We start from the raw sequence: 22,480 nt of genomic DNA on the forward strand, positions 1-22,480 counted from the left end.
TTCGCCGTACCATGTGCGCTGCGCGCCAACCGGGAAGAAGCAAGATACCATGAGCTTGTCACAGGCACAAAAGAAAGCATTTCGCAGCATCGGCCACCACCTCGACCCCGTGGTCACCGTATCCGAGAACGGGGCCTCCGAGGGCGTCCTGGCCGAGCTCGACCGCGCCCTGGGCGACCACGAGCTGGTCAAGGTCAAGCTCGCCCTGCCCGACCGCGACGACCGCGCCGCCATGCTCGACGAGCTGGTCGCGACGAGCGGTGCCGAACTGATCCAGAAGATCGGCAAGATGGCCCTGCTCTATCGCCACAACCCCCGGGTCAACCCGAAGCTCTCCAACATCACGCGCTTCGAGAATCACCACGGGCGGCGCTGACGCCAAGCTGGATCAAGGATACGAAAGGCCCGCGGCAATACCGCGGGCCTTTTGCTTGGCACCCTGTAGGAGCTCAGCTCCGCTGAGCGATCCGCCGCGAAGCGGCGGCGTATGATATGGCATTGGCCGGGGCGCCTATCGGCGCCATTCGCGCAGAAAATCTGCGCTCCTACAGGCTCGGCGCTCGGCGCTTAGAGGTGCTCCACGCTTGCAATCTCGTACTCGACCTCGCCGCCGGGGGTCCGCACCACCACCACGTCACCCTCCTCCTTGCCGATAAGGGCACGGGCGATGGGCGAGGTCACCGAGATACGACCCTCCTTGATGTTGGCCTCGTCCTCGCCAACGATGCGGTAGGTCACCTCGTCGTCACTCTCCAGGTTGATCAGCCCCACGGTCACGCCGAAGATCACCTTGCCGGTCTGGGGCAGCTTGGTGACATCGATCACCTGGGCGTTGGAGAGCTTGCCCTCGATCTCCTGAATGCGCCCCTCGATGAAGCCCTGCTGCTCGCGGGCCGCATGGTACTCGGCGTTCTCCTTCAGGTCGCCGTGCTCGCGAGCCTCGGCGATGGCGGCAATCACCCTCGGCCGCGCCTCGCCCTTGAGCTCCTCGAGCTCCTTGCGTAGCCGCTTCTCACCGGCGACGGTCATCGGGACCTTGTTCATTGTGTAGCTCCTGCATGCAGTTCCTGTAGCCGCCGCACGGTGATGGCATTGCCGTACTCGAGCGCCATGCAAACGGCATTGGCCCCTGCCAGGGTCGTGGCATAGGGAACCTTGCGGGCGAGTGCGGTGCGGCGGATCACCGAGGAGTCATTGATGGCCTGGCGGCCCTCGGTGGTGTTGACGATATAGGCGACCTCGTCGTTCTTGAGCAGATCGACGATATGCGGACGGCCCTCATAGACCTTGTTGACGACCTCCACCGGCAGGTCGGCGGCCTCGAGGGCCTCCGCCGTGCCACGGGTCGCGCACAGAGTGAACCCCAAGGTTACCAGAGAACGGGCCACCTCGATAACTCCCGCCTTGTCCGGGTCACGCACCGAGAGGAACGCCTTGCGCTTGCCCTCGAGGGGCGGGATCGCCTCGCCGGCGCCGAGCTGTGCCTTGTAGAAGGCCTCGGCGAAGGTATCGCCACTGCCCATCACCTCGCCGGTGGACTTCATCTCCGGTGAGAGGATCGGGTCGACCCCAGGGAACTTGTTGAACGGGAAGACCGCCTCCTTGACGCTGAAGAAGTGCGGCACGATCTCGCGCGTGAAGCCCTGCTCGGCCAGGCTGGTGCCGGCCATGCAGCGCGCGGCGACCTGGGCCAGCGAGGTGCCGATGCACTTGGAGACGAAAGGCACGGTGCGCGAGGCGCGCGGGTTGACCTCGATGACGTAGATCTCGCCGTCCTGCCAGGCCAGCTGCACGTTCATCAGACCCTTGACGCCGAGCTCCACGGCCATCTGCCGGACCTGCTCACGCATCGCGTCCTGCACCTCGGCGGGCAGCGAGTAGGGCGGCAGCGAGCAGGCGGAGTCGCCGGAGTGCACGCCGGCCTGCTCGATGTGCTGCATGATCCCGCCGATCACCACCTGGGTGCCGTCGCTGACCGCATCGATGTCGATCTCGACGGCCGCATTGAGGAAGTGGTCGAGCAGCACCGGGGAGTCGTTGGAGACCTTGACCGCGTGGGTCATGTAGTTCTCCAGCTCCGAGGCGTCGTAGACGATCTCCATGGCGCGCCCACCCAGCACGTAGCTGGGGCGCACCACCAGCGGGTAGCCGATCGCCTCGGCCTTGGCGAAGGCCTCCTCGAAGCTGCGCGCGGTGGCGTTGGGCGGCTGCTTGAGGCCCAGCTTGTCGATCATCTGCTGGAAGCGCTCGCGATCCTCGGCGCGGTCGATGGCGTCCGGGGTGGTGCCGATGATCGGCACGCCGGCGGCTTCGAGCGCGCGGGCCAGCTTCAGCGGGGTCTGGCCGCCGAACTGCACGATCACCCCCACCGGCTGCTCCTTGTCGGCGATCTCCAGCACGTCCTCCAGGGTCACCGGCTCGAAGTAGAGGCGGTCACTGGTGTCGTAGTCGGTGGAGACGGTCTCCGGGTTGCAGTTGACCATGATGGTCTCGTAACCGTCGTCGTGCATGGCGAAGGCGGCGTGGACGCAGCAGTAGTCGAACTCGATGCCCTGGCCGATGCGGTTGGGCCCGCCGCCCAGCACCATGATCTTCTGGCGGTCGGAGACCTCGGCCTCGCACTCCTCCTCGTAGGTGGAGTACATGTAGGCGGTGTCGGAGGCAAACTCGGCGGCACAGGTATCGACCCGCTTGTAGACCGGGCGGATGCCGGCCTGCTGGCGAGTCTTGCGGAACTCCTTCTCGGCGACCCCCAGCAGGCTCGCCAGGCGGGCGTCACTGAAGCCCTTGCGCTTGAGGGCGTACAGCTCGCTGGGGCTGAACTCCGAAAGCGAGCGCTTCGCCACCGCCTGTTCGGTCTTCACCAGGTCCTCGATCTGCACCAGGTACCAGCGGTCGATGTTGGTCAGCGCGAAGACCTCCTCGACGCTCATCCCGGCGCGCATGGCGTCGGCGACGAAGAAGATGCGCTCGGCCCCGGCGGCCTGCAGCTCGCCCTTGATATGCGACAGGGCCTCGTCGCTAAACTCGCCGGCCTTGAACTCGGGAAACTTGGGGTCGAGGCCGTCGTTGCCGGTCTCCAGGCCGCGCAGCGCCTTCTGCAGCGACTCCTGGAAGGTGCGGCCGATGGCCATCACCTCGCCCACCGACTTCATCTGGGTGGTCAGGCGATCATTGGCCTGGGGGAACTTCTCGAAGGTGAAGCGCGGGATCTTGGTGACCACGTAGTCGATGGCCGGCTCGAAGGAGGCCGGGGTGCGCCCGCCGGTGATGTCGTTCTGCAGCTCGTCCAGGGTGTAGCCCACCGCCAGCTTGGCGGCGATCTTGGCGATCGGGAAGCCGGTGGCCTTGGAGGCCAGCGCCGAGGAGCGCGACACCCGCGGGTTCATCTCGATGACCACCACGCGCCCGGTGTCGGGATCCACGCCGAACTGCACGTTGGAGCCACCGGTCTCGACGCCGATCTCGCGCAACACCGCCAGCGAGGCGTCGCGCATGATCTGGTATTCCTTGTCGGTCAGCGTCTGGGCCGGGGCCACGGTGATGGAGTCGCCGGTGTGCACGCCCATGGGGTCGAAGTTCTCGATGGCGCAGACGATGATGCAGTTGTCGTTCTTGTCACGAACGACCTCCATCTCGTACTCCTTCCAGCCCAGCAGCGACTCGTCGATCAGCAGCTCATGGTTGTTGGAGAGCTCGAAGCCGCGGGTGCAGATCTCCTCGAACTCCTCCTTGTTGTAGGCCACGCCGCCGCCGGAGCCGCCCATGGTGTAGGAGGGACGGATGATCACCGGGAAGCCGAACTGCGACTGGATGCGCCAGGCCTCTTCCATGCTGTGCGCCACCTCGGCCTTGGGGCACTGCAGGCCGATGCGCCTCATGGCCTGGTCGAAGAGGTCACGGTCTTCAGCCATGTTGATGGCATCGGCGTTGGCGCCAATCATCTCCACGCCGTACTTCGAGAGCACGCCGTGCTTGTCCAAGTCCAGGGCACAGTTGAGCGCCGTCTGGCCGCCCATGGTCGGCAGCACGGCATCCGGGCGCTCGGCCTCGATGATCTTCTCCACCGCCTGCCAGGTGATCGGCTCGATATAGGTGGCGTCGGCCATCACCGGGTCGGTCATGATGGTGGCCGGGTTGGAGTTGACCAGGATGACCCGGAAGCCCTCCTCGCGCAGCGCCTTGCAGGCCTGGGCGCCGGAGTAGTCGAATTCGCAGGCCTGGCCGATGACGATGGGGCCAGCACCAATGATCAGGATGCTCTGGATGTCGGTACGCTTGGGCATGACGGTTCCCGCGGCTAATCGATGAATGACGGTCTGATGGAGGGCGATGCGGCCTAGCGGCGTTCCTTCATCATGGTGACGAAGCGGTCGAACAGCGGCGATACGTCGCGCGGTCCCGGGCTCGCCTCGGGGTGGCCCTGGAAGCTGAAGGCCGGGCGGTCGGTGCGTTCGACGCCCTGCAGGGTGCCGTCGAACAGCGAGCGGTGGGTGGCCCGCAGGTTGGCCGGCAGGCTCGCCTCGTCGGCGGCGAAGCCGTGGTTCTGGCTGGTGATCATCACCTTGCCGGTATCGAGGTCCTGCACCGGGTGGTTGGCGCCGTGGTGGCCGTGGCCCATCTTCACCGTCCTGGCACCGGAGGCCAGCGCCAGCAATTGGTGCCCCAGACAGATGCCGAACACCGGAATCTCGGTCTCGAGGAGCTCCTGGATCGCCTTGATGGCGTAGTCGCAGGGCTCGGGGTCGCCGGGCCCGTTGGCCAGGAAGACGCCGTCGGGTTTCATGGCCAGCACCTCGGCGGCCGGGGTCTGGGCCGGCACCACGGTCAGGCGGCAGCCGCGGGAGGCGAGCATGCGCAGGATGTTGCGCTTCACCCCGTAGTCGTAGGCGACCACGTGGAAGGGGCGCTCACCCCGGGTAGTGTCGGCGTAACCCTTACCCAGGGCCCACTCGCCCTCGCTCCATTCGTAGGGCGTCTGGCAGGAGACCACCTTGGCCAGGTCCATGCCCTTGAGGCCCGGGAAGGCACGGGCCGCGGCCAGGGCCCGCTCCACGGCGTCGTCGCCCTCGGCCTCGGAACCCGCCAGGATCGCGCCGTTCTGGGCGCCCTTGTCGCGCAGGATGCGGGTCAGGCGGCGGGTATCGATGTCGGCGATGCCCAGCACGTTCTGGCCCTTGAGGTAGTCGGAGAGCGTCTGTTCGCTGCGGAAGCTGCTGGCCAGCAGTGGAAGGTCGCGGATCACCAGGCCGGCGGCGGCGATGGCGCCGGACTCGACGTCCTCGGCGTTGACGCCGGTGTTGCCGATATGCGGATAGGTGAGGGTGACGATCTGACGGGTGTAGGAGGGGTCGGTCAGGATTTCCTGGTAACCGGTCATGGCCGTATTGAACACCACCTCACCGCTGGTTTGTCCATCGGCACCGATGGCCGTGCCGTGGAATACACTTCCGTCTTCCAGGGCCAATATCGCGGGTCTGTTCAATGCAACGTCCTCCCATGCTCATCTAGGAATACTGCGGGGCCATGGCCGGGCCCGGGTGGCCGTACCGCGGATGGCCGCCCCGCAAAAAAGCGGGACGAAACCCGATGTAAGACCGGTTTCATCCCGCTTGTTGTCATTCGCTCGGAACTGATGCATTCAGAGCGGGGGGCCGAAGCAACAAGCGCAGCGAAGGGGGCTCTCGCCCAGGCGCCCGGCCAAAATTTTTGGGATATTACAGGAAATGGCGCCCGGCGGCTACCCCGGGGGGCTGCGAGGCCAGTCTTGCTCGGGGCTCATTCGGCGACAGGCCTACGGGGAGGCGCTGTGAACCCTTCCCTGGGCGCTACCGATGCCATCCCTGGCATAGGACCTCCCCTTTGGCCTGTCCCCGACGCCCCTCACGGCATGCAACTCTGCTCACCTCGCAATCAAAGACCCAGCACATCCTGCATGGAGTAGCGGCCGTTGGCCTGGCCGGCCACCCAGCGCGCCGCGCGCACCGCGCCCTTGGCGAAGGTCATGCGACTCGAGGCCTTGTGGGTGATCTCGATGCGCTCGCCCTCGGTGGCGAACATCACGGTGTGCTCGCCAACGATGTCGCCGGCGCGCACGGTGGCGAAGCCGATCTCCTTGTCACTGCGAGGCCCGCACTGGCCCTCGCGGGTGAAGACCCCGTGCTCCTTGAGGGTGCGGCCCAGGCTCTCGGCCACCACCTCGCCCATCTTCAGTGCCGTGCCGGAGGGCGCATCCACCTTGTGGCGATGGTGGGCCTCGATCACCTCGATGTCGTAGCCCTCGTCGCCCAGCGCCCTGGCCGCCGTCTCGAGCAGCTTCAGCGTCAGGTTCACCCCCACGCTCATGTTCGGCGCGAACACCATCGGCACCCGGTCGCGATAGCCATCGAGCTCGGCGAGCTCGTCATCGGACAGGCCGGTGGTACCGATGACGATGCGCTTGCCGTGCTCGGCGCAGAAGGCCAGGTTGGCAAGCGTCACCTGCGGCGCGGTGAAGTCGATCAGCACGTCGACGTCGTCGGCGATGGCGGCGAGGGAGTCCACGGCGGCCACGCCCAGCTTGCCGAGGCCCGCCAGCTCACCGATATCGGCGCCCACCAAGGAGCTTCCCGGCTCGACGATGCCGCCGGCCAGGGTGGCATTCTCATCCTGCTGCACGGCGTTGACCAGGGTGCGGCCCATGCGGCCGGCGACGCCGACGATGGCGATACGGGTCATGCGGACTCCTGCGAATTCGATGGCTGCGGAATGGGCGGCAGTATACCAGAGGCCACTCGACCGGGGTGGCCGCCCCTCGGCAATCCCCCCACACTGGGCATATCGATGCCGAGGGCGCCACCATGCCTGCACCGACCGAGCACCTCCCTGCGCACCACCCCCTGCTGGCCCTGCTGCAGCGCCATGAACGCGTGCTGGTAGCCGGCGCCCCGGGCAGCGGCAAGAGCACCCTGGTACGCGCCGCGTCGGCGACCCTGGCCGCCGAGGGCCAGCCGTGCCACTGCCTGAGCGCCGACCCGGGGCTGCCCGGCATCGGGCCGCCCGGCGCGGCCTGCCTGGCCCGCTGGGAAGATGGGGCGTGGCGGCTGGCAGCGATCGTCGCCCTGGCCACCCTGGATGCCGCCCGCTTCCGCCTGCCGCTGGTGCAGGCGGTACGCCGACTGGCCGAGCAGGCCCCCGCCGGGGCGCTGCTGCTGGATGCCCCGGGGGTGGTGCGCGGCGCCGCCGGGGCCGAGCTGCTGCCGGCGCTGGCACAGGCCGGCAGCGTCGGCGCCCTGCTGCTGCTGGCGACAGAGGACACCCCCTTCCCGCTGCACGAGGAGTGTCGCGCCCTGGGGCTAGAGACCGTCACCCTGGCGCCGGACCCGCGTGCCCGCCACCCCGGCAAGCGATGGCGCCGCGCGCGTCGCAGCGACGACTGGGCGGCCTGGCTGGCGACCGCCCGCGAGGCCGGGTTCGCGCTACCCGAGCTGGCCGTGACCGGCGCCGCCCCGCCGCGCAGCGCCCCCGAGGCCTGGGCGGGGCGCCAGGTCGGGCTGCTCGACGCGCGAGGCGACACCCTGGGGCTGGGCGAGATCCTGGCGCTGGAGGGGGAGCGGCTACGGATTCTCGCCCCCACGCACGCCGGCACGCCCCGCGCCCTGGTGATTCGCGATGCCCGCCGCGGCCGCGATGGCCAGCTGGGCACCGCGCTTCCCCACTCCCCTATCCATGAAACGCCGGAGCCGGACGACACCCCCGCGCCCCTGGAAAGCCGCGACGGCCCGCGCCCCCGGGCCGACCTCGGCAGCTTCACCGCGACCCTGGTCAACGGCGTCTTCGGCGACCCGCTGCTGCACCTGCGGCTGCGCCACCAGTCGCGCAGCCTGCTGTTCGACCTCGGCGACCCCGGCCGCCTGCCGGCGCGCCTCGCCCACCAGGTCAGCGACGTCTTCATCAGCCACGCCCACTTCGACCACATCGGCGGCTTCCTGTGGCTGCTGCGCTCGCGCATCGGCGACTACCCGCCCTGCCGGCTCTACGGCCCGCCGGGGCTCGCGGAGCACCTGCAGGGGCTGGTGAGCGGCATCCTCTGGGACCGGGTCGCCGAGAAGGCGCCCCGCTTCGAGGTCGGCGAGCTGCATGGCGAGCATCTCGTGCGCTGGCGGATCGTCGCCGGCGAGGCGCGCCCCGCTCCCCTGCCTTCGCGCCCGGCCCCCGGCGGCCTGCTGCACGAGGAGCTCGGCTTTCGCGTACGCGCCACCCCCCTCGACCACGGCACGCCGGTGCTGGCCTTTGCCCTGGAGCCCGAGCGGCAGGTGGCGGTGCGCAAGGAGCGGCTGGCGGCTCACGGCTGGCCGCCGGCCCCCTGGCTCGGCACGCTCAAGCATCATGTCCTGGCGGGCGAGGGAGAGGCCCGGGTCGAGCTGCCGGACGGCACCACCCGGACGGCGGCCTGGCTGGCGGAAAGACTGCTGATGACGCGGCCCGGGGAGCGGTTGGTGTATGCCACCGACCTCGGCGACACCGCGGAGAACCGCCAGCGCCTGGTCGCACTGGCGCGGGGCGCCCGGGTGCTCTTCTGCGAGGCCCCCTTCCTCGAGGCCGAGGCGGAGCAGGCCCGCCGCACCGGCCACCTGACCGCCCGGGCCTGCGGCGAGATCGCCGCCGCGGCCGGGGTGGCGCGCCTGGTGCCCTTCCACTTCTCGCGCCGCCACATCACCGACACCCGCCACCTGCACGACGAGATCCGCCGGGCCTTTCCCGGCAAGCCCGCGGAGGATGGCGAGACCGGCTAGGCGGCCGCGCGGCCGTTGCGCAGCAGCATCGCGATCGCCAGCAGGACCAGGGCGCTGCCCGGCAGCCAGACCCAGCCGACCCGCTCGGGCTCACGGATGAACAGCAGCAGCATGGAGACGAAGGGCACCAGGTAGCTGTAGGCGGTGACCGCCCCCGGTGTGAGCGCCGAGGTGGCGCGCTGCAGCAGCCAGAAGGTCAGGGCACTGGAGAAGAGCCCCAGATAGACCAGCAGCAGCAGGTCACGGCCGCTCATGGTGGCCAGGCGCGCCACCGGCTCCACGGCGAGCCCCAGCAGCCCGATCAGCACGGCGCCCAGGCCCAGGCTCCAGAAGGTGCGCACCGCCGCCGACTGCGGCAGGCGCCCGGTCGACAGCCCCCACTTGCTGAGCACCGGATAGAGCGCCGTGGAGAGACAGCCCAGGAAGAACACCCCCTCGCCGATACCGAACTGCAGGCGCCCGCCCTTGGCCAGGGATTCCGCGAACGCCAGCCCCAGCGCCCCCGACGCCCCCAGCGCCAGGATCAGTGGCAGGCGCCAGGCCAGGCGTTCCACGCCCAGGCCCAGCCCCAGCAGGAAGGCCAGCAGCGGCACCGTGACGAAGAGGGTGGCCATGGAGAGCGCCGTGGCATGGTGCGCCGCCCAGAACATGGCACCGAAGAAGCCGGCCAGGCAGAGACCCATCAGGGCATAGAGGGGAAGCTGCCGCCAGGCGGGCAGGAAGTCCGGCGAGCGCCGGGCCAGCCACCACAGGCCACCGCAGGCGATGACGAAGCGCAGCGCGGTAAGCGAGAACGGCGGCAGCTCGCTCATCGCCCCCACCGCCGGAAACGACAGCCCCACCAGCGCCGCCCACAGCAGCATGCCGAGGTGGGCAGTGCGGGGCGAGACGCCGTCGCTCAATTTTCCCAGACGATCTCCAGGGTCACGCCGGCCAGCCCCTCGAGCGCGGCGTTCACCTTGCCCTCGAGCCGATCCAGAGTCTCGTCATCCAGCGTCTCGACGGCCACCACCAGCCGGTCCGGCTCGGCCTGGAGCAGACAGAGGCCCTCATCGAAGGTGACCCGCGCCTGGGTTTCCTCGCGGTCGACTGGTCGCGCATCGGCCCACTCCCGGCACAGGCGCTCGACCAGCCCCTTGGCATCCTCGGCGGGAATCTCGGCTCGTGAAATCGGCATGGCGGCCTCCGCGTCTCGTTGGGTGAAATCCCAGACTATGACGACGCCCCGATGAACGCCACCCCTCCGCCGATGTGCCTTGTCATGACACCCCGCTCGCGCTGGGGGAAGACAGGAACCCACCTCCAGGCACTATGCTGTTGCACAGCGCACCACCACTGAACGGGAGAGTTCGGCAATGATCGTCAACTGCGTGGCCTACGAGAAGGGACATCGCCTGCACGATATCCAGCCCGACGAGATCGACGACTACCAGGGGCAGCCTGACCGTTTCGTGTGGGTAGCACTGCACGAGCCCGACGAGCAGGAAATGGCCCGGTTCCAGGCGGTGTTCGGCCTGCACGAACTGGCCGTGGAGGACGCCCTGAACGGGCACCAGCGCCCCAAGCTCGAGGAGTATGGAGAGTCGCTGTTCGTGATCATGCACATGGTCACGATGCGCGACGACCAGCTGGAGACAGGCCAGGTGGCGGTGTTCGCCGGCCCGGGGTACGTGCTGTCGGTGCGCCTGCATCCGGGCCGTGGCTTCGCCGAGGTCCGCCAGCGCTGCGAGCACGAGCCGAAGCTGCTCAAACATGGCCCCGCCTTCGTGATCTATGCCCTGATGGACACCATCGTCGACCGCTACTTCCCGGTGGTCGAGGCCCTGCAGGCCGAACTCGAGAGCATCGAGGACCAGATCTTCGTCAAGGGCTCGGCCCGCCGCAGCCTGGAGCGCCTCTACCAGCTCAAGCGCCAGACCATGCGGCTCAAGCATGCCGCCATGCCCCTGGGCGAGGCGGCGAGCCACCTGTTCGGTGGCCGGGTCCCGGCGCTGTGCCGCAAGACGCGGGAGTACTTCCGCGACGTGTACGACCACCTGAATCGCATCGAGTCGGCGGTGGATACCATCCGCGAGATGACCATCACCGCGATCCAGGTGAACCTCTCGATGGTGGCGATCGACGAGGGCGAAGTGCACAAGCGGCTGGCGGCCTGGGCCGCCATCTTCGCGGTAGCCACCATCCTCGCCGGCATCTGGGGCATGAACTTCGCCCACATGCCGGAGCTCGACTGGCGCCTGGGCTACCCGCTGGCGCTGCTGGTGATGGGCAGTGCCTGCGGCGTTCTCTACCGACGCTTCCGGCTCGCCGGCTGGCTGTAGCGTGGGCCATTGGCCTGCACACCAGCACATGAGTGATATAGGGTAGCCCCATGCCTGAGGAGCAATGAATCACAGTCTGGATCAAGCCCAGGGCAGCGGGAACAGGGATCGAAAGAGGGAGTGCAGATGGATACGCGGCTGGAGTACCTGACACGGCTCAGAGTGGGGCAACGCAAAGCCGGACCGGCGCCCAACAAGCCGTGCCTGCTGCTGGCCGTAATCTGCGAGATCCAGTCGGGGCATTTCAGCTCGCCCAGGGTGGCCATTAATAAGCGCCTGCTTGCCCGTTATCACGACCTCTATGAGGCCGCCACAGGGAACAGGCAAGCTGCCAATCCTCGGCTTCCCCTCTGGCACCTGCGCAATGACCGGGGTCCCGCCGGACCGCTCTGGTCGCCGGACTACGCGCCCGAGCTGGCCCCTCACGCGGATCAGCTTGGCCAGCCGAAGTCCCTGGATAACCTGCTGGCACGCTTTGCCTCGGCCTGCCTCGATGCGCAGCTGTTTGCCGCCCTGCAGGATAGCGACATTGCACGACAGGCCTGCGCGCTCCTGACCCACCACTACCTTTCCGACGACCCGCCGGCCCTGAAGCGCCTGACGGAATATCTCGAGCGGGCGCTGGCCAGTGGCGAATACGAGAAGGCGCCCGAAAGCCTGGCCGGCACCCTCCAGGAAAGCAGCCAGCAATATGCCCGCTCCGCGGCCTTTCGCTCCCTGGTGCTGGAGGCCTACGACTACCGCTGCGCGGCCAGCCGGCTACGCTATATCACGCCGGACTACCGCTACCTGGTGGAGGCGGCCCACCTGATCCCCTTCAGCGTCAGCCAGGATGATCGCCCCGTGAATGGCCTGGCGCTTACGCCCAACCTGCACTGGGCGATGGATACCCACCTGATTGCCCCGGGCCCCGATCATCGCTGGCATGTCAGTCAGGCGGTCGACACCCTGGTGCCCGACAACGACTGGCTCTGCCAGCTCGACGGTCAGCCGCTGGTACTGCCCAGGAACCCGCGATGGCAACCGACACCTGAAGCGCTGGCCTGGCGGATGGACCACCTGCAGCGCTGATCAGCATGGTCCGGACGCGACAGGGCCCCGGCATCACGCGATCCCGGGGCCCTGTGGTTTCCGCGCAGACTCGCCTTACGGCTTCATGTCCTCGAAGAACTTCTTCACCCCGTCGAAGAAGCTCGACTTCTTCGGCGAGTGGTGATGGCCGTTGCTGCCGCCCAGGCTGTCCTGGAAGGTGCGCAGCAGGTCCTTCTGCTCCTCGTTGAGCTTGACCGGGGTCTCGACCACGACCTTGCACAGCAGGTCGCCCGGCGGGCCGCCACGCACCGGCTTGACGCCCTTGCCCTTGAGCCGGAACAGCTTGCCGGTCTGGGTCTCGGGCGGGATCTTCAGCTTGACCCGGCCGTCCAGGGTCGGCACCTCCAGCTCACCACCCAGCGCCGCGTCGACGAAGTTGATCGGCACCTCGCACTGCAGGTGGCGGCCGTCGCGCTGGAAGATGTGGTGCGGCTTGATCGCCACCTGGACGTAGAGATCCCCGGGCGGGCCACCGTTGATGCCGGCCTCGCCTTCGCCGTTGAGGCGGATGCGGTCGCCGGTATCCACCCCGGCCGGAATCTTCACCGAGAGAGTGCGGGTCTCGCGCACCCGGCCCTCGCCATGGCACTTGTGGCACGGCACCTTGATGTGCTGGCCGCTGCCGTGGCAGGTCGGGCAGGTCTGCTGCACGGCGAAGAAGCCCTGCTGCATGCGTACCTGACCCATGCCGTTACAGGTCGGGCAGGTCTCCTTGCTGGAGCCCGGCTCGGCACCGCCGCCGTCACAGCGTTCGCACTCGATGTGGCGCGGCACGCGGATGTCCACGCTGGTGCCGGCCACGGCATCCTCGAGGTCGAGCTCGAGGTTGTAGCGCAGGTCGCTGCCGCGCTGCGGGGCGTTGGGGTGGCGGCGCCCGCCGCCCCCGCCGAAGATATCGCCGAACACGTCGCCGAAGATGTCGCTGAAGCCGCCGGCCCCGGCACCGCCGAAGCCGCCTCCGCCGAAGCCACCGGCCTGTTCGTCGACGCCGGCATGGCCGAACTGGTCATAGGCGGCGCGCTTCTCGCTGTCGCTCAGGACCTCGTAGGCCTCCGAGACCTCGCGGAACTTCTCCGCCGCGCTGTCATCCTCCGGATTGCGGTCCGGATGGAATTTCTGGGCGAGGCGTCGGTAGGCCTTCTTGATGTCCTTCTGGTCGGCCCCGCGCTCGACGCCCAGTACTTCGTAGTAATCACGCTTGGACATGAGTCTGTCCGCCTCCGTAGGGACTCTGCGGAAACACCAACGCGGGAGTCAGGCCCCCGCGCTGGCGTCATCCGTGGTTCCGATGTCGTGGTTTACTGCTTTTTCTGGTCGTCGTTGACTTCTTCGTACTCGGCGTCGACCACGTCATCTTCCTGCTTGGCGCCAGCCTCGCTGCCGGCCTCGGCGCCCTGGGCGGCCTCGCCCTGCTCGGCGTACATCTTCTGCGCCAGGTTGCCGGAGGCCTCGGTCAGCTTGTCCAGCTTGGCCTGGATGTCGTCCTTGTCGTCGCCCTTGATGGCCTCCTCGAGCTCAGTCGCGGCGCTCTCGATAGCCTGCTTCTCCTCGTCGCTGGCCTTGTCGCCGGCTTCCTCGAGGGTCTTGCGGGCGGCATGGACCATGCCGTCGGCCTGATTGCGCAGCTGCACCAGCTCCTCGAACTTCTTGTCCTCGTCGGCGTGGGCCTCGGCGTCCTGCATCATCTGCTCGACTTCTTCCTCGGAGAGACCGCTGGAGGCCTTGATGACGATCGACTGCTCCTTACCGGTAGCCTTGTCCTTGGCGGAGACGTGCAGGATGCCGTTGGCGTCCAGGTCGAAGGCGACCTCGATCTGTGGCACACCGCGCGGCGCCGGCGGGATATCGCTGAGGTCGAAGCGCCCCAGTGACTTGTTGCCGCTGGACTGCTTGCGCTCACCCTGCAGCACGTGAATGGTCACGGCGGTCTGGTTGTCATCCGCGGTCGAGAAGGTCTGGGTCTTCTTGGTCGGGATGGTGGTGTTCTTCTCGATCAGCGGGGTCATCACGCCACCCAGGGTCTCGATGCCCAGGGTCAGCGGGGTGACGTCGAGCAGCAGCACGTCCTTGACGTCGCCGCCCAGCACGCCGCCCTGGATGGCAGCACCCACGGCCACGGCTTCATCCGGGTTGACGTCCTTGCGGGCGTCCTTGCCGAAGAAGTCGGCCACGGACTTCTGCACCATGGGCATGCGGGTCTGGCCGCCGACCAGGATGACGTCGTCGATCTCGGAAGCGGACAGGCCGGCATCCTTGAGCGCGGTCTTGCACGGATCCATGGAACGCTTGATAAGATTCTCGACCAGCGATTCCAGCTTGGCACGGGTCACCTTGACGTTAAGGTGCTTGGGCCCGGTGTTGTCGGCCGTGATGTACGGCAGGTTGACGTCGGTCTGCTGGGCGCTGGAGAGCTCGATCTTGGCCTTCTCGGCGGCTTCCTTGAGGCGCTGCATGGCCAGGTTGTCGCCGGAGAGGTCGATGCCGCTGTCGGACTTGAACTGGTCGACCAAGTAGTTGATCAGCGCCAGGTCGAAGTCCTCGCCGCCCAGGAAGGTGTCACCGTTGGTGGCCAGCACCTCGAACTGGGTCTCGCCGTCGACGTCAGCCACCTCGATGATGGAGATGTCGAAGGTGCCGCCGCCCAGGTCGTAGACCGCGATGGTCTTGTCACCGCGCGCCTTGTCCATGCCGTAGGCCAGCGCCGCCGCGGTCGGCTCGTTGATGATGCGCTTGACCTCGAGACCGGCGATACGACCGGCGTCCTTGGTGGCCTGACGCTGGCTGTCGTTGAAGTAGGCCGGCACGGTGATGACCGCCTCGGTGACTTCTTCACCCAGGTAGTCTTCCGCGGTCTTCTTCATCTTCTTCAGTATTTCGGCGCTGACCTGCGGCGGAGCGAGCTTCTTGCCCTTCACTTCCACCCAAGCGTCACCGTTGTCGGCCTCAGAGATGGTGTAGGGCACCATCTTGATGTCCTTCTGGACGACGTCGTCCTTGAAGCGACGGCCGATCAGGCGCTTGATGGCGTAGACGGTGTTATGCGGGTTGGTCACCGCCTGGCGCTTGGCCGCCTGGCCCACCAGGATCTCGCCGTCCTCGGTGTAGGCGATGATGGAGGGCGTGGTGCGTGCGCCTTCGGCGTTCTCGATCACCTTGGCCTGGTCACCGTCGAGCACGGCGACACAGGAGTTAGTGGTCCCCAGGTCAATACCAATGATGCGTCCCATAGGAAATCCTCGAAATTAGTGCAGTTGAATTCGTCGTCTGCGGCTTTCACCGCGGGGTTGCCGTCTATCTGGGGGCCCTCGAGACCTTTTCAAGACCCGAGGGCCGCTTTTGTATGGCCCGGCCTCAGCCGGCGGCCTGGCTGACCACCACCATGGCCGGGCGCACCAGGCGCCCGTTGAGCAGGTAGCCCTTCTGCATCACTTCCATGACGGTGTTGGGCTCCATCTCGGGGTTGGGCACCATGGCCATGGCCTCGTGGTACTGCGGGTCGAAGGGCTCGCCGTGGGGCTCCACCACCTCGACGCCGAACTTGGCCAGCACGTCGTGCTGCATCTTGAGGGTCATGGAGACGCCCTCGCGGTGCGCCTCGCTGGCGCCGTCCTGCATGGCGTCCAGCGCCTTCTCCAGGCTGTCGACCACCGGCAGCAGCTCCTTGACGAACTTCTCAAGGGCGAACTTGCGCGACTTCTCGGCCTCCTGCTCCGCCCGGCGACGCACGTTCTGTGCCTCGGCGGCGGCACGCATGGCCTGGTCCTTGGCCTCGGCGACGCTCTGCTCGAGCTCCTCGACCCGGGCGGCCAGCACCTCGGCCTCGGGGTTGTCCGCGGCCTGGGCCTCGGTGGCGGCCTGCTCGGCGCCCTCGATGGCGTCCTCCAGCTCACCCTCCACGGTCTCGGGCTCGGCCTGCGGCTCGGCTTCCTGCTCCTCGCGAGCGAGTTCGTCGTCCAGCGGGGTCTGGGGGTCTTTGGCCATGTGGGTCTCCTGAATGGCAATCAGCGGCCAGGGGCCGCTGGCAAGGCATGAATGATGGCTTGAGTGCGTGTCTGCGAGGTATATGGGGCTGGCCGTGGCGAACTCAAGGCATCATCGGGCGACGATGGCGAGCGTGCATTGTGGGCGAACCTTGACTACTGTATAAACGCACAATACGTGTATGGATAACCAGTAGCCACAGACAGAGTATTCCGAGACAGGCCCCGGGAGGCACCATGCTGACAGAGCTTGCCATTCGCGACTTCGCCATCGTCGACCACCTCGAGTTGGAGCTCTCCGGCGGCATGACCGCCATCACCGGTGAGACGGGGGCCGGCAAGTCCATCCTGCTGGGTGCCCTGGGGCTCTGCCTGGGCGAGCGCGCCGACAGCGCCAGCGTGCGCCATGGCCGCGAGCGCGCCGACTTGAGCGCGCGCTTCGACCTCCAGGCGCTGCCCGCGGCCCGCGCCTGGCTCGAGGCCCGCGAGCTGCCCACGGACGACTGCCTGCTGCGCCGGGTGGTCACCCGGGCCGGGCGCTCCAAGGCCTGGATCAACGGCCAGCCGGCCACGGTGGCCGACCTGCGCGCCCTGGGCGAGCACCTCATCGAGATCCACGGCCAGCATGCCCACCAGGCACTGCTGCACGAGGAGACCCACCTGCGCCTGCTCGACGACTTCGCCGGCCACCGCGAGCAGGTGGCCGCGATGCGCCAGGCCTTCCGCGACTGGCAAGCGACCCGCCGCCGCCTGGAGCGCCTCACCGAGGACGGCGACGAGATCCGCGCCCGCCGCCAGCTGCTGCGCTACCAGGTCGAGGAGCTCGACCAGCTGGCGCTGGCCGAGGACGAGCTCAAGGGGCTGGAGGAGGAGCAGGAGGAGCTGGCCCACGCCGAGGAGCGGCTGCGCGAGGCCCAGTTCGCCGCCGAGTGCTGCGACGGCGACGAGGGCGGCGCCCTGTCGCTGCTCAACCAGGCGATCCAGCACCTCGCGGCGCTGCCGGGCAGCGAGCGCGGCAGCCTGGCCGACACCCTCGCCATGCTCGGCGATGCGCGCATCCAGGTCGAGGAGGCCAGCCGCGAGCTAGGCCATTTCGCCGCCGGCGTCGAGCTGGACCCGGAGCGGCTGGCCTGGGTCGAGGCGCGCCTGGGCGAGGTGCATCGCATCGCCCGCAAGCACCATGTGCTGCCCGAGGAGCTGCTCGCCCTGCACCGGCGGCTGGCCGAGGAACTCGAGGGCCTGGAGGGCGGCGACGGCGACCTGGAGGCGCTGGCCGCCGAGGCCGAGACCCTCAAGCACCGCTGGCAGGAGCAGGCCACCGCGATCTCACGGGCCCGCCGCCAGGCCGCCCGTCGCTTCGGCGAAGCCGTGCAGGAGCAGCTGGCCTTCCTGGCCATGGACAAGGCGACCTTCGAGGTCGAGCTGGAGCCCCGCGAGGCCCCGGCCGCCGAGGGGCTCGAGGTGGCCCGCATGCTGATCAGCGCCAACCCCGGCCAGCCGGCCCGGCCGCTGGCCAAGGTCGCCTCCGGCGGCGAGCTCTCGCGCATCAGCCTGGCGGTCCAGGTGGTGGCGGCCCAGCACTCCACCATCGCCAGCCTGGTGTTCGACGAGGTGGACGTGGGCGTCTCCGGCGCCACCGCGGAGATCGTCGGCCAGCTGCTGCGACGGCTCGGCCACAACGGCCAGGTGATGACCGTGACCCACCTGCCCCAGGTGGCTGCCCAGGCGCACCATCACCTGCACATCGAGAAGCAGGCCGGCGAGGCCTCTACCCTGACCCGCATGGCGCTGCTCGACGAGGCCGGCCGGGTCGGTGAGCTGGCCCGCATGCTGGGCGGGGTGAACCTCTCCGACCGCACCCTGGCCCACGCCCGGGAGATGCTCGACGCCAGCCAGCGCGCCCACCACTGAGCGCCCCGATCGCCCGGCCCTGACGTCAAGCCCTGACGCAACGCGGCCCCGATCCTGGGATCGGGGCCGCGGTCGTCTGCCTGGCGGAATTCAGCGAGGCGGGATCACTTCTTCTGGATGCCTTCCTGGCGGGTCGCCCGTGAGCCACGGGGCCTCACGTAGAGCACCAGGGCATGGTCGACCAGCTCGAAGCCGTGTTCCTCGGCGAGCTCCTGCTGGCGACGCTCGATGGTCTCGTCGAAGAACTCGATGATCTCGCCGCTCTCCAGGCACACCATATGGTCGTGGTGCTCCTCCTGGGAGAGCTCGAAGACCGCATGACCGCCATCGAAGTTGTGGCGGATCACCAGGCCGGCGGACTCGAACTGGGTCAGCACGCGATAGACGGTGGCCAGGCCCACGTCCTCGCCCGCATCCAGCAGGGTCTTGTAGACATCCTCGGCACTCAGGTGGTGCTGCTCGGAGGCATTCTCGAGGATCTGCAGGATCTTGACGCGCGGCAGGGTCACCTTGAGACCGGCCTTGCGTAATTCATGGTTCTGGTCGGCCATGGTCGCTCTTCGCAGTATCGGGTAGGGTCGGTTATGATCGACCGAATCCACGATAGTGAAGAACAGGCGCAAATGCAAAAGCTGACCAGAATCGTCACCCTTTCCCTCGCCCTGCTGATGATCAGCGGTTGCAGCTATTTCGGCGTGTACAAGCGCGACCTGCCCCAGGGCAACCTGGTGACCAAGGCCATGGTCGAGCAGCTGCGGCCGGGCATGAGCCGCCAGCAGGTGGTCGACCTGATGGGCAGCCCGCTGCTCGAGGCCCCCTTCGATGCCAGCCAGTGGGACTATGTCTACCGCCTCGACGAGGCCTATGGCGGCGTGGAGCAGCGCCGGGTCACCCTGACCTTCCAGGGCGAGCGCCTGGCCGGCATCGAGAGCGAGGGCAATATCGCCGGCGACATCCGGCTACCCAATGACCAGGGGGCCGGCCCCCGCGTCGAGGGGACGTCGGACACCGAGATAGAGCCCATCGACAACGTCACCCCGGACCGCCCCTGACCGCACCGAACGGCATGGTTCGCTGACGCCCCGTACCGGCCCTCGCCGGGCGGGGCGTCAGCGTTTCGCGCGGGCGGCCCGCTCGCTGCGCGCCACCTTGGGGTCGAGCTGCAGCGGGCGATAGACCTCGACCCGATCCCCGGCGCGCAGCCGCTCCGCGTCCGGGTCGCGCAGCCGTCTGCCGAAGATGCCCAGGTCGGCTTCACGGAAGGTGGCCGGCGGCAGTTCCGGAAACGCCTCTTCCAGCCCGGCCATCACCACCGCCTGGCGCGGCGTGGTGCCCTCGGGCACCGCGAGCGGGATGATGCGCTGCCGCTCGGGCAGCGCGAAGGCCACCTCGACCTCGAGCATGGCGGGCATGCTAGCGGCCATAGAGGTTGTCCGCCCGGCGGGTGAAGGAGTCCACCAGCTGGCCGGCCACCTGCTGGAAGAGCTTGCCGAAGGCCATGCCCAGCAGGCGGTTGGCGAACTCGAACTCCAGTTCGAGGCTCACCTTGCAGGCCCGCTCGCCCATGGGCAGGAACAGCCAGCGCCCTCGCAGGCGCTTGAAGGGGCCGCTGACCAGCGACATCTCGATGCGCTCGGGCTCGATCAGGTCGTTGCGAGTGGTGAAGCTCTGCTCGATGCCGGCCCGTCCCAGGGTCATCTCGCCGATCAGGTGCGAGTCGTCGCGCTCGAGCAGGCGTGCGCGCCGACACCCGGGCAGGAACTCCGGATAGCGCTCGAAGTCGTTGACCAGGTCGAACATGTCCTTGGGGGTGTGCCGCACCATGGCGGACCGATTGACCGTTGGCATTGAGCTCTCCGCTGACTTCACAGTGCCCAGGGCGTATCATGAGCGGTTATTTCAGGCCTTGAATGGTACCACGCTTCCCCCCACATCGAAGGGGCAGCGCCACCGGCAGATACAGGACACGAGGTTTCATGGCCAACAAGAAAGGCAAGAGCAAGGGGCCCGGCAACAACGTCATCGCCCAGAACAAGAAGGCTCGCTTCGAGTACCACATCGACGAGACCTTCGAGGCCGGCCTGGTGCTGGCCGGCTGGGAAGTGAAGAGCCTGCGGGCCGGCAAGGGGCAGCTCACCGATACCTACATCCTGGTCAAGAACGGTGAAGCCTGGCTGCTGGGCAGCCATATCATGCCGCTCAACACCGCCAGCACCCATGAGGTGGCGGACCCGACGCGCACCCGCAAGCTGCTGCTGCACCGCAAGGAGATCGCCAAGATCTTCTCGCGCAGCCAGGAGAAGGGCCACACCTGCGTGCCGCTCAAGCTCTACTGGAAGAACAACCGGGTGAAGTGCGAGCTGGCCCTGGTGACCGGCAAGAAGCTGCACGACAAGCGGGCCACCGAGAAGGACCGCGACTGGCAGCGCCAGAAGAGTCGCATCATGCGGGAACAAACCAAGGCCTGAGGTGTCACAGAATCGCACATCCTGTTAGGATACGCGTTACGGGGGCGACACGGTTTCGACGCCGGTGACAATCCCCGAGGTGCATGCCGAGAGCGTGATGTATCTCGTAAATACAACATCACGATTGAATAGTCGCAAACGACGACAACTACGCTCAGGGCGCGCTGGCAGCTTAAACGCCGCTAGCTTCTAGCCCGGCCCCGAAGTGATGTGCCCATTCATCACGGAGGGGATACGAGCGACGACTGATGGGATCGCGATCGGTGGTGTCCTCTCGCCGGTCGTTAAAACTCAGAGGAATCGCGTGGCTGGATCCTGCTCGTCGGAGCCAGTCGCGCTAAAACAAAAGACGAAACTAAGCATGTAGAGCCAAGGGGTGAGTGCCGGCGGACGCGGGTTCAATTCCCGCCGCCTCCACCAAACAGTCGACGAATCAAGCGCCTACGGGCGCTTTTTTCGTTTCCGGCCGACCGGCTCTGCCCCGCCCGCCCGTCGACCGGCAGACGGCTCGTGCAACGGGCTGACCCAGCCCGACTTTCGTCTTAGTCTTGACGCGAAAACCTCTTGCGACCAGCCTCAGGGGGCGCCATTATCAGCGCCCACTCGCCGGCCCATGCGTCCGGCCGGGCGAGAGTGAGACCGGGGTGGCATCGGGTCCGGACGCGCCAAGGCGCTCCCATTTCCGATAAGACCCTACCATTGTTGATATTTTCCCGATCTGGATTCGAACCCCCATGAGCAAAGTCCTGATTATCGGCGCCGGTGGCGTCGGCGGTGTCGTCACCCACAAGTGCGCCCAGCATCCCGAGGTGTTCAGCGAGATCTGCCTGGCCAGCCGCAACCAGGCGAAGTGCCGTGCCATCGCGGCCCAGCTGGAGCGCCCCATCCAGACCGCCGAGGTGGATGCCGATGACGTCGAGGCGCTGGTCGCGCTGATCGAGTCGTTCCAGCCCGATGTGCTGATCCACGTCGCCCTGCCCTATCAGGACCTGACCATCATGGAGGCCTGCCTGCGCACCGGCGTGCCCTACCTGGACACCGCCAACTACGAGCACCCGGACGAGGCCAAGTTCGAGTACAAGGAGCAGTGGGCCTTCCAGGAGCGCTACGCCAAGGCCGGCAACATGGCCACCCTGGGCTGCGGCTTCGACCCGGGCATGACCAACATCTACTGCGCCTGGGGCCAGAAGAACCTGTTCGACGAGATCCACCGCATCGACATCCTGGATGCCAACGGCGGCGACCACGGCTATCCGTTCGCCACCAACTTCAACCCCGAGATCAACATCCGCGAGATCACCGCCAACGGCCGCTACTGGGAAGAGGGCGAGTGGAAGGAGACCGCGCCGCTGGCCGAGAAGCGCACCTTCGACTTCGACGGCATCGGCGAGAAGGACCTCTACCTGCTCTACCACGAGGAGCTCGAGTCCCTCAGCCAGAACATCAAGGGGCTGAAGCGCATCCGTTTCTGGATGACCTTCTCCGAGAAGTACATCACACACCTCAAGGTGCTCGAGAACGTCGGCATGACCCGCATCGAGCCGATCGAGTTCGAGGGCCGCGAGATCGCCCCGCTGCAGTTCCTCAAGGCGGTGCTGCCGGACCCGGCCTCGCTCGGCCCGCGCACCAAGGGCAAGACCAACATCGGCGTGATCCTCGACGGCATCAAGGATGGCAAGCGGCGCAAGGTGCACATCTACAACATCTGCGACCACCAGGCCTGCTACCGCGAGGTGCAATCCCAGGCGATCTCCTACACCACCGGCGTGCCGGCGGTGACCGGCGCCATGCTGATGCTCGAGGGCCTGTGGAAGGGCGACGGCGTGTTCAACGTCGAGCAGCTCGACCCGGACCCCTTCATGGAGCGCATCGGCGACATGGGCCTGCCCTGGCAGATGGTCGAGCTCGACCCCGATGCCGACCCGCTGGCCTGA

Annotated in this window: 20 protein-coding genes and 1 other RNA gene; 9 read left to right on the top strand and 12 right to left on the bottom strand. The window is 67.6% G+C overall.

Annotated elements, in window-relative coordinates:
- Positions 1 to 49: 49 nt before the first annotated feature.
- Complete coding sequence (locus tag M8009_RS13515; RefSeq protein ID WP_250062038.1) at positions 50 to 376, top strand: YhbY family RNA-binding protein; 327 nt, start codon at positions 50 to 52, stop codon at positions 374 to 376.
- A gap of 191 nt (positions 377 to 567) precedes the next feature.
- On the opposite strand, the gene greA is transcribed toward M8009_RS13515, so the two are convergent.
- The 4 genes from greA to dapB form a co-directional block, all read right to left on the bottom strand.
- Positions 568 to 1,044, bottom strand: coding sequence for a transcription elongation factor GreA (gene greA, locus M8009_RS13520; RefSeq protein ID WP_250062046.1), 477 nt, complete (start codon positions 1,042 to 1,044; stop codon positions 568 to 570).
- Entirely contained in the window at positions 1,041 to 4,286 is a 3,246-nt protein-coding gene (gene carB / locus M8009_RS13525) for a carbamoyl-phosphate synthase large subunit (protein ID WP_250062048.1), read from the bottom strand. Before carB ends, greA begins: the two co-directional genes overlap by 4 nt.
- Positions 4,287 to 4,339: 53 nt before the next feature.
- Entirely contained in the window at positions 4,340 to 5,485 is a 1,146-nt protein-coding gene (gene carA, locus M8009_RS13530; RefSeq protein ID WP_250062050.1) for a glutamine-hydrolyzing carbamoyl-phosphate synthase small subunit, read from the bottom strand.
- A 428-nt stretch (positions 5,486 to 5,913) separates the two neighbouring features.
- Complete coding sequence (dapB, locus tag M8009_RS13535) at positions 5,914 to 6,717, bottom strand: 4-hydroxy-tetrahydrodipicolinate reductase (RefSeq protein WP_250062052.1); 804 nt, start codon at positions 6,715 to 6,717, stop codon at positions 5,914 to 5,916.
- Between the two features lie 122 nt (positions 6,718 to 6,839).
- Between dapB and M8009_RS13540 the strand changes: the two genes are divergently transcribed.
- Positions 6,840 to 8,774: an MBL fold metallo-hydrolase gene (locus M8009_RS13540; RefSeq protein ID WP_250062054.1), complete on the top strand. Its 1,935-nt coding sequence runs from the start codon at positions 6,840 to 6,842 to the stop codon at positions 8,772 to 8,774.
- Here M8009_RS13540 and M8009_RS19125 read toward each other — a convergent pair.
- Both M8009_RS19125 and M8009_RS13550 read right to left on the bottom strand, forming a co-directional pair.
- Positions 8,771 to 9,676 carry a DMT family transporter gene (locus M8009_RS19125; RefSeq protein ID WP_284047834.1) on the bottom strand — a complete coding sequence of 302 codons (906 nt, stop codon included), beginning with the start codon at positions 9,674 to 9,676 and terminating at the stop codon, positions 8,771 to 8,773. The genes M8009_RS13540 and M8009_RS19125 overlap by 4 nt on opposite strands.
- Positions 9,673 to 9,951, bottom strand: coding sequence for a DUF2218 domain-containing protein (locus tag M8009_RS13550; protein ID WP_250062055.1), 279 nt, complete (start codon positions 9,949 to 9,951; stop codon positions 9,673 to 9,675). Before M8009_RS13550 ends, M8009_RS19125 begins: the two co-directional genes overlap by 4 nt.
- 178 nt (positions 9,952 to 10,129) lie before the next feature.
- On the opposite strand from M8009_RS13550, the gene corA reads away from it, so the two are divergent.
- Both corA and M8009_RS13560 read left to right on the top strand, forming a co-directional pair.
- A complete protein-coding gene (gene corA, locus M8009_RS13555) occupies positions 10,130 to 11,095 on the top strand; it encodes a magnesium/cobalt transporter CorA (protein ID WP_250062057.1) in 966 nt (321 codons plus the stop codon).
- A 126-nt stretch (positions 11,096 to 11,221) separates the two neighbouring features.
- Complete coding sequence (locus tag M8009_RS13560; protein WP_250062059.1) at positions 11,222 to 12,166, top strand: HNH endonuclease; 945 nt, start codon at positions 11,222 to 11,224, stop codon at positions 12,164 to 12,166.
- A gap of 75 nt (positions 12,167 to 12,241) precedes the next feature.
- Here M8009_RS13560 and dnaJ read toward each other — a convergent pair whose 3' ends face one another.
- From dnaJ to grpE, 3 genes are all read right to left on the bottom strand, one after another.
- Positions 12,242 to 13,393, bottom strand: a complete 1,152-nt coding sequence (gene dnaJ, locus M8009_RS13565; protein ID WP_250062061.1) for a molecular chaperone DnaJ — start codon at positions 13,391 to 13,393, stop codon at positions 12,242 to 12,244.
- A 92-nt stretch (positions 13,394 to 13,485) separates the two neighbouring features.
- Positions 13,486 to 15,414: a molecular chaperone DnaK gene (gene dnaK, locus M8009_RS13570; protein WP_250062063.1), complete on the bottom strand. Its 1,929-nt coding sequence runs from the start codon at positions 15,412 to 15,414 to the stop codon at positions 13,486 to 13,488.
- Positions 15,415 to 15,538: 124 nt separating this feature from the next.
- Positions 15,539 to 16,168 carry a nucleotide exchange factor GrpE gene (gene grpE, locus M8009_RS13575; RefSeq protein WP_106232293.1) on the bottom strand — a complete coding sequence of 210 codons (630 nt, stop codon included), beginning with the start codon at positions 16,166 to 16,168 and terminating at the stop codon, positions 15,539 to 15,541.
- Between the two features lie 236 nt (positions 16,169 to 16,404).
- Here grpE and recN point away from each other — a divergent pair, with 236 nt between their 5' ends.
- Positions 16,405 to 18,078, top strand: a complete 1,674-nt coding sequence (recN, locus tag M8009_RS13580; RefSeq protein ID WP_250062065.1) for a DNA repair protein RecN — start codon at positions 16,405 to 16,407, stop codon at positions 18,076 to 18,078.
- 104 nt (positions 18,079 to 18,182) lie between these two features.
- On the opposite strand, the gene fur is transcribed toward recN, so the two are convergent.
- Positions 18,183 to 18,629 (bottom strand): ferric iron uptake transcriptional regulator, encoded by a 447-nt coding sequence (fur, locus tag M8009_RS13585; protein ID WP_250062067.1) that lies wholly within the window; start codon positions 18,627 to 18,629, stop codon positions 18,183 to 18,185.
- Between the two features lie 72 nt (positions 18,630 to 18,701).
- Between fur and M8009_RS13590 the strand changes: the two genes are divergently transcribed.
- On the top strand, positions 18,702 to 19,130 hold the full coding sequence (locus M8009_RS13590; protein WP_250062069.1) for an outer membrane protein assembly factor BamE: 429 nt from the start codon (positions 18,702 to 18,704) through the stop codon (positions 19,128 to 19,130).
- Positions 19,131 to 19,187: 57 nt separating this feature from the next.
- Here the strand turns inward: M8009_RS13590 and M8009_RS13595 are convergent, their stop codons facing one another.
- Positions 19,188 to 19,502, bottom strand: a complete 315-nt coding sequence (locus M8009_RS13595; protein WP_250062071.1) for an RnfH family protein — start codon at positions 19,500 to 19,502, stop codon at positions 19,188 to 19,190.
- Entirely contained in the window at positions 19,492 to 19,926 is a 435-nt protein-coding gene (locus tag M8009_RS13600; protein WP_106232298.1) for a type II toxin-antitoxin system RatA family toxin, read from the bottom strand. The genes M8009_RS13595 and M8009_RS13600 overlap by 11 nt, the downstream gene beginning before the upstream one ends.
- A gap of 128 nt (positions 19,927 to 20,054) precedes the next feature.
- Here M8009_RS13600 and smpB point away from each other — a divergent pair, with 128 nt between their 5' ends.
- The 3 genes from smpB (at position 20,055) to M8009_RS13615 (ending at position 22,480) form a co-directional block, all read left to right on the top strand.
- A complete protein-coding gene (gene smpB / locus M8009_RS13605) occupies positions 20,055 to 20,546 on the top strand; it encodes an SsrA-binding protein SmpB (protein ID WP_250062073.1) in 492 nt (163 codons plus the stop codon).
- Positions 20,547 to 20,586: 40 nt separating this feature from the next.
- Positions 20,587 to 20,966: a transfer-messenger RNA gene (gene ssrA, locus M8009_RS13610) on the top strand.
- Positions 20,967 to 21,280: 314 nt separating this feature from the next.
- On the top strand, positions 21,281 to 22,480 hold the full coding sequence (locus M8009_RS13615; RefSeq protein WP_250062075.1) for a saccharopine dehydrogenase family protein: 1,200 nt from the start codon (positions 21,281 to 21,283) through the stop codon (positions 22,478 to 22,480).

This window comes from Halomonas gemina, from assembly GCF_023554995.1.
Lineage (GTDB): Bacteria > Pseudomonadota > Gammaproteobacteria > Pseudomonadales > Halomonadaceae > Halomonas > Halomonas gemina.

Coding starts and splice junctions, on each gene's coding strand:
- M8009_RS13515 (WP_250062038.1), top strand. CDS start 50: ATGAGCTTGTCACAGGCACAAAAGAAAGCATTTCGCAGCATCGGCCAC.
- greA (WP_250062046.1), bottom strand. CDS start 1,044: ATGAACAAGGTCCCGATGACCGTCGCCGGTGAGAAGCGGCTACGCAAG.
- carB (WP_250062048.1), bottom strand. CDS start 4,286: ATGCCCAAGCGTACCGACATCCAGAGCATCCTGATCATTGGTGCTGGC.
- dapB (WP_250062052.1), bottom strand. CDS start 6,717: ATGACCCGTATCGCCATCGTCGGCGTCGCCGGCCGCATGGGCCGCACC.
- M8009_RS13540 (WP_250062054.1), top strand. CDS start 6,840: ATGCCTGCACCGACCGAGCACCTCCCTGCGCACCACCCCCTGCTGGCC.
- M8009_RS13550 (WP_250062055.1), bottom strand. CDS start 9,951: ATGCCGATTTCACGAGCCGAGATTCCCGCCGAGGATGCCAAGGGGCTG.
- corA (WP_250062057.1), top strand. CDS start 10,130: ATGATCGTCAACTGCGTGGCCTACGAGAAGGGACATCGCCTGCACGAT.
- M8009_RS13560 (WP_250062059.1), top strand. CDS start 11,222: ATGGATACGCGGCTGGAGTACCTGACACGGCTCAGAGTGGGGCAACGC.
- dnaJ (WP_250062061.1), bottom strand. CDS start 13,393: ATGTCCAAGCGTGATTACTACGAAGTACTGGGCGTCGAGCGCGGGGCC.
- dnaK (WP_250062063.1), bottom strand. CDS start 15,414: ATGGGACGCATCATTGGTATTGACCTGGGGACCACTAACTCCTGTGTC.
- grpE (WP_106232293.1), bottom strand. CDS start 16,168: ATGGCCAAAGACCCCCAGACCCCGCTGGACGACGAACTCGCTCGCGAG.
- recN (WP_250062065.1), top strand. CDS start 16,405: ATGCTGACAGAGCTTGCCATTCGCGACTTCGCCATCGTCGACCACCTC.
- fur (WP_250062067.1), bottom strand. CDS start 18,629: ATGGCCGACCAGAACCATGAATTACGCAAGGCCGGTCTCAAGGTGACC.
- M8009_RS13590 (WP_250062069.1), top strand. CDS start 18,702: ATGCAAAAGCTGACCAGAATCGTCACCCTTTCCCTCGCCCTGCTGATG.
- M8009_RS13595 (WP_250062071.1), bottom strand. CDS start 19,502: ATGGCCGCTAGCATGCCCGCCATGCTCGAGGTCGAGGTGGCCTTCGCG.
- M8009_RS13600 (WP_106232298.1), bottom strand. CDS start 19,926: ATGCCAACGGTCAATCGGTCCGCCATGGTGCGGCACACCCCCAAGGAC.
- smpB (WP_250062073.1), top strand. CDS start 20,055: ATGGCCAACAAGAAAGGCAAGAGCAAGGGGCCCGGCAACAACGTCATC.
- M8009_RS13615 (WP_250062075.1), top strand. CDS start 21,281: ATGAGCAAAGTCCTGATTATCGGCGCCGGTGGCGTCGGCGGTGTCGTC.